The sequence below is a fragment of the Lysinibacillus sp. NPDC056232 genome (genome assembly GCF_042267565.1).
GTDB lineage: Bacteria > Bacillota > Bacilli > Bacillales_A > Planococcaceae > Lysinibacillus.
On record NZ_JBHJTF010000083.1, the window covers coordinates 1 to 4,689 of the forward strand.

At 32.4% G+C, this 4,689-nt stretch carries 8 protein-coding genes and 1 pseudogene; 3 read left to right on the plus strand and 6 right to left on the minus strand.

Annotated features, from left to right (window positions below):
- Positions 1-504: 504 nt before the first annotated feature.
- Both ACFCYJ_RS27195 and ACFCYJ_RS27200 read left to right on the plus strand, forming a co-directional pair.
- Positions 505-612, plus strand: a complete 108-nt coding sequence (locus tag ACFCYJ_RS27195) for a YjcZ family sporulation protein (RefSeq protein ID WP_323646228.1) — start codon at positions 505-507, stop codon at positions 610-612.
- A gap of 323 nt (positions 613-935) precedes the next feature.
- Complete coding sequence (locus ACFCYJ_RS27200) at positions 936-1,529, plus strand: YdeI/OmpD-associated family protein (protein WP_376079061.1); 594 nt, start codon at positions 936-938, stop codon at positions 1,527-1,529.
- 158 nt (positions 1,530-1,687) lie between these two features.
- Here the strand turns inward: ACFCYJ_RS27200 and ACFCYJ_RS27205 are convergent, their stop codons facing one another.
- Positions 1,688-2,305 (minus strand): NUDIX hydrolase, encoded by a 618-nt coding sequence (locus ACFCYJ_RS27205; RefSeq protein ID WP_376079063.1) that lies wholly within the window; start codon positions 2,303-2,305, stop codon positions 1,688-1,690.
- An 86-nt stretch (positions 2,306-2,391) separates the two neighbouring features.
- Positions 2,392-2,502: pseudogene (locus ACFCYJ_RS27510) on the minus strand (GAP family protein); the annotation flags it as partial.
- A gap of 5 nt (positions 2,503-2,507) precedes the next feature.
- On the opposite strand from ACFCYJ_RS27510, the gene ACFCYJ_RS27210 reads away from it, so the two are divergent.
- Positions 2,508-2,924, plus strand: a complete 417-nt coding sequence (locus ACFCYJ_RS27210; RefSeq protein ID WP_376079065.1) for a DUF4097 family beta strand repeat-containing protein — start codon at positions 2,508-2,510, stop codon at positions 2,922-2,924.
- 244 nt (positions 2,925-3,168) lie between these two features.
- Here ACFCYJ_RS27210 and lepB read toward each other — a convergent pair whose 3' ends face one another.
- The 4 genes from lepB to ACFCYJ_RS27230 all read right to left on the minus strand — a co-directional run.
- A complete protein-coding gene (lepB, locus tag ACFCYJ_RS27215) occupies positions 3,169-3,747 on the minus strand; it encodes a signal peptidase I (RefSeq protein ID WP_376079067.1) in 579 nt (192 codons plus the stop codon).
- Positions 3,748-3,985: 238 nt separating this feature from the next.
- Positions 3,986-4,219 (minus strand): hypothetical protein, encoded by a 234-nt coding sequence (locus tag ACFCYJ_RS27220; protein ID WP_376079068.1) that lies wholly within the window; start codon positions 4,217-4,219, stop codon positions 3,986-3,988.
- A gap of 21 nt (positions 4,220-4,240) precedes the next feature.
- Positions 4,241-4,453: a hypothetical protein gene (locus ACFCYJ_RS27225; protein WP_376079070.1), complete on the minus strand. Its 213-nt coding sequence runs from the start codon at positions 4,451-4,453 to the stop codon at positions 4,241-4,243.
- Between the two features lie 18 nt (positions 4,454-4,471).
- On the minus strand, positions 4,472-4,689 hold a 218-nt coding region (locus ACFCYJ_RS27230), incomplete at its 5' end, for a hypothetical protein (RefSeq protein ID WP_376079072.1).

The following is a 4,689-nucleotide window of genomic DNA, read 5'->3' on the forward strand; positions in this document are numbered from 1 at the left end:
TTCATTCCGCTCCGACATCTTTTTTCTCATTATAAACAAAAGTACCCTATAGGATAGACTTTTTTCAAAGTGTCTATCTTATAGGGTACAGTTTATAATTCTCCAGTCCTTTTTATTTTCCCTTTCACAAAAAAAGCTGCCTTAGCAAGTGCTTATTATTTCTCATCTTTATTTGTATTTTGTTGGGATTCCATTTCTTCACGTTTTTGTTCTTTTTCTAAAGCCTTTTATAGATACGTGGCGCTGAGGTTTTCAATACATTCCCCTGCGCATGCTTAAGGAAGAAGAATTCTTCCGGAAAATTCGTTCGTTAAAATTGATTCAGCATCCCTTTGGTTAAACTCCTATTTATGTATAAAAAAAGCCACGACTCATTGAGAGTATGACTTTAGTTAGCACCTAAACAGTGTATTTTTAAATCTTTTACTAAGCATCCCTAAGATAAATATCGCAGTTCCTTTTGCCAACTGTACATATAATGAATTATAGAGAGGAGGCATTATTATGTCTGAATATTACGGAAGTGGAACTGGTTCAGCATTTGCGCTAATTGTTGTTCTATTCATTCTTCTGATCATTGTCGGCGCTGCTTTCATGAATAAAGGTTATTAATACCCAATACCTCCTATAATGCTCATAACTGTTGTAAGGAAATACCAATTCAACCTTACACCTTCAAATCTTTACTAAGGATCACTATCCTCCGGGTGATCCTTTTAAATTTTCCGCTTTCAAGATTCTGTGTCTTATGCCATCTAGGAAAAAAGCATAATTCTTCAACAATTGTCCATTAATTGTATTAAAAAAAGAAGCACTCGTTCGACTGAAGTATTTTCCGTAATTAGTGAAAGTAGCTCCCTATTTTTAACTAGACATGACACTAATTAATGTTTTATTATAAATCGATTAGATAATTGGTAGAGGGGTGTTCCTAGATGACAAATAGTAAAACGAATCCGAAGGTTGATGAATTTTTAAATAAAGCTAAAAAGTGGCAGGAAGAATATTCGGTGTTGAGAAATATCATTCTGGACTGTGAACTGACTGAAGAATTTAAATGGATGCATCCTTGTTATTCGATTGAGAAAAAAAACATTGTGTTAATACATGGTTTTAAAGATTATTGTGCGCTTCTGTTTCACAAAGGTTCCTTGTTAAAGGATGCCCATGGGATTTTAATTCAACAAACGGAAAATGTACAGGCCGCGCGCCAAATTCGTTTCACCAATGTTCAAGAAATAGTTGGAATGGAATCCATCATAAAAGATTATATTCATGAAGCCATTGAAGTTGAAAAAGCAGGTTTAGAAGTGCCAATGAAAGAGCATAAGGAATACATTATTCCTGAAGAACTTCACAATAAATTTAATGAAATGCCTGCCTTAAAAACGGCTTTTGAAGAATTAACGCCAGGACGACAAAGAGCATATATTTTACATTTTTCTCAACCTAAACAATCCAAAACTCGCGTGTCAAGGATTGAAAAATACACGCAGCACATTCTCGATGGTAAAGGATTAAATGATTAATTTTTTATAATTGTTTTACACTATCAATATAAAAACCCAATTTCTTAAACATTTTAGTTAAGAAATTGGACTTTTTATCATTACATAGGAATAGTGCCGATTGTTTATCATCGTAAATTCAATCCTTCTTAGCCAACGCTTCCATTAACTTATAACTATTAATCAAATATTGTATCTTTAGTAGGGTCCCTTAAAAATTCAAAAAGCATTTTGATTTGAGTATTTGTATTTCTCCCTAAAGAAAGCATAGGTAAATGATCTTCATGATAAAATTTTACTCCTTTTGTTTCCAAACCAGTTCTTGCTTGCCCGCCAATAATCTCACATTGAACAAATAATTTATAATAGTGATATGGTTGAGGAGGATGAGGGTGCTTATTCATATCCAATAAAGCAAGTAATTTCGTTGGAACTACATTGTATCCTGCTTCTTCTTTAATTTCTTTTACAATGTTTTCACTAGGCGATAAACCTATATCACAGAAACCCCCGGGCAAAGACCATCTATCATCATTTTTTTCTCTTACCATTAGTATTTTATTGGTATGAAATACTACTCCTCGAACATCTACTTTGGGTGTTTGATATCCCGTTTCATTCGTAAATAAATCCTTGATTGTTTTCATTTCTAACCCGGTGTATTCTCTCATGATCTGGGCACTTAAATTTCTTAATTCTTCATAACGTTCAATATCGTAAACGTCTTTTGAAAAAGTTAATCCTGCTTGGGAAATTGATTGGATCTTCTTCGCCCATTCTAACCATTTATAACTCATGACGAATACCTCCCTACCATTTTAAAATCAACAAAATGATTAACGGTGTTAATACCTGTTAATACCTGTTTCATTCAAAAAACTTATTATAGATAATCTATAGTGTAAAATATTAATATTACCCCAACTATACACATAATCCAGGATAAGGCAGAACTTGAACTGCTTGATATTTTATTCCGAAGTTTAACTAAGGAAGGAATTGGATTCTGATATTACACGATTATTTAATCTTAGTAAAAAACCGACTTTAGAAGTTAAAGTACCTAGGCAATTCAAAGGGAAAATAATTATTGATGGATCTTCTGGTAATGTTAACGGAAAGGAATTAATTCAAAATGACATCGAAATACGCTCAAGCAGTGGTCATGTTAAACTTCATTTTATAAAATTGAATAATGATGTAAAGATAACAACCACAAGTGGTAAAGTATCAGTGAATTTTGATGAAGAACAGCCTAATTTAGCATTAGATCTCCATACAAACAGTGGTAGACCATCAATTGACTTTACTCTATACGGCAATTCAAAGACAAAAAAGGGGTTACAAGGTATTTCAGGTAATGGTGATCATAAGATGCAAATTGTAACGAAGTCAGGAAATATAGATTTGAATTAATAAAGGATAGATAAATATAAATGGCATAGCATATTTAAAGTTAAATATGCTATGCCATTTCTTTCAATGAAGTGACACTTACTAAACAATCCATGCCCTTTAGTCAATGATTGTTACCTGATATGATACCCTTTGATCGTCTGTTTTCCACTGTTGTTGATTGAACAACTGACAACAAAAAAAACCACTCGTTGTGGAGTGGTCATGTTTATTATCTTTATCAAGTTTATAAGCTTTCGAAACATCAGTTAAAACTGAAGTCAATATGCTTGACCGGCCAACAGATGATGCTTGTTGTACCCATTATTCTTTCTTTCGGAATAAACCCTACCTCAGGATTTCTGCTATCATTACTTACGCGACGATTATCACCTAAGACAAAGTATTGCCCTTCAGGTACGGTAGTTTCACCTAAATTTTGGTCTAACGTAAAATCATAAGTGAGTGATCCAGTATCTTTTAATTCCTTCTTGAATTGCTCTAAATAAGGTTCACTGAACTTCTCTCCGTTTATGTATAATTGATCATCCTTATACTCGATTTTATCTCCTGGTAGACCAACGATACGTTTTATATAATTTGTTTCTTCATTCATTTTAATTACAACAACGTCAAATCGATCAATCGACTTAAATTTCGGACCGATTTTATTAATAATAACACGATCGTGGTCTTCAAGTGTCGGCATCATAGAAGCACCTTTTACGAGTACTGGCGTAAATAAAAACTGTTTGATGACAAACGCCACCAATAAAGCGAATACAATCGCCTTTATCCATTCGACTAACTCATTCTTTTGTTTTCCCTGAATATTTTCTTCCAAAATTTCACCTCCTACTATTTCTCTTATTTAATACGTTTATCAATGGAAAAAGTTTCAATTTCCTATTCATATAATTAAATATTTATTCTCAAACAAACGTCAAGAAATCATTTTATGCGGTTGATACTATTCCATTAATATGCTAGCAGAAACGATTAAACGACCTGAGCCTTTAAAATTCCGGGCTCAAGCCGCTTCATACATTATTATTCCCCTTGACCTAGCACAGTTCAGCATTCTAAATTTTTCTTATTTCATTGGTTGTTGCAATAGAACTCAAAATACTTATTGTCCCGAGAACTAACAACGATTTCGATGGACCAATAATTCCTAATGTTAATCCTCCTATTCCTACGACAGTTGTTAAATACCTACTATATTTCAGTTTTGATTTTGTTACTTTTGGCGTTTTCACATTTACTCCTACCCTCTTATTTACCTTACTCAAAGCAGTATCTAATTGTTTAATCATTTTAGTTTACCTCCGTTAGAATTAATTAAATAAAAAATTAATAGCTGGATTTACTAATAGCAAGAAACTGGAAGCCAATACATATACGCCATATTTTTTCTTTTTTAAAATACATAGCAATCCAATAATAAACACCACAAGTACAAGCCCAATTGATATGTAGGTTAATATTCCTATAGAACTATTTTGTTGCAAGATATCTACTATTAAATTTCTCAAAGCAAATTCCCCCAATCTTAATGTTTGTTTCTGTTAGTTTACACAATGGTCATTAGTAGGATTTTTATTTGCTAAAGAAAACGAATTTGCAAAAATTTGATATATTGAACTATCAAGTAGAAAATTGAATATTTCGCATTTGTTATAAACTAAATCTTTTTTCATCGCTGCCGTATATAAAAGTGTGCTAAAGATCCCATATGCTTTTTCTTTTGAAATTTTCACATCTAGATTTGAACGCTCTAAAGCTT

Coding starts and splice junctions, on each gene's coding strand:
- ACFCYJ_RS27195 (WP_323646228.1), top strand. CDS start 505: ATGTCTGAATATTACGGAAGTGGAACTGGTTCAGCATTTGCGCTAATT.
- ACFCYJ_RS27200 (WP_376079061.1), top strand. CDS start 936: ATGACAAATAGTAAAACGAATCCGAAGGTTGATGAATTTTTAAATAAA.
- ACFCYJ_RS27205 (WP_376079063.1), bottom strand. CDS start 2,305: ATGAGTTATAAATGGTTAGAATGGGCGAAGAAGATCCAATCAATTTCC.
- ACFCYJ_RS27220 (WP_376079068.1), bottom strand. CDS start 4,219: ATGATTAAACAATTAGATACTGCTTTGAGTAAGGTAAATAAGAGGGTA.